This is a genomic window from Brevibacillus sp. SIMBA_040 (genome assembly GCF_046535075.1).
In the GTDB taxonomy this organism is placed as follows: Bacteria; Bacillota; Bacilli; order Brevibacillales; family Brevibacillaceae; genus Brevibacillus.
In genome coordinates this window covers 1-280 of the sequence record NZ_JAWRXI010000140.1, presented here as the reverse complement: position 1 = coordinate 280, position 280 = coordinate 1, and the positions used below count along the sequence as shown (strand labels likewise).

The window sequence follows — 280 nt, the reverse complement described above, 5'->3', positions numbered from 1 at the left end:
CTGCAGAAGTATGATTTCCAGTATGCCACCAATCGGCAAAGGCGTCCACCTGCTCCATTTCCAACGTCAGAAGTGGCACCCCTCAGCGCGCGGCTGGTCAGCCAATGTAATGCTTGACGGTCCCGCAGCGCGTGCATTTGTCAGCCATATGCCCCACGTCGTGGCTCCGATGCCGACTGTGCGGTTGCCAGTCATGGCGGCACTTCTTGGCACGAATCCAGCCAACTATCGGTCCTGAAACTAAGAGTCCGACCGCCACAACAGGCAATACCGCGCCGAA

1 protein-coding gene is annotated in these 280 nt (G+C 58.2%); it reads left to right on the top strand.

The genetic code is table 11. The annotated features are described in order from the left end of the window. A partial coding sequence (locus tag SB752_RS32300; RefSeq protein ID WP_410719481.1) for a hypothetical protein occupies window positions 1–238 on the top strand: 238 nt, incomplete at its 5' end. Window positions 239–280 lie beyond the last annotated feature (42 nt).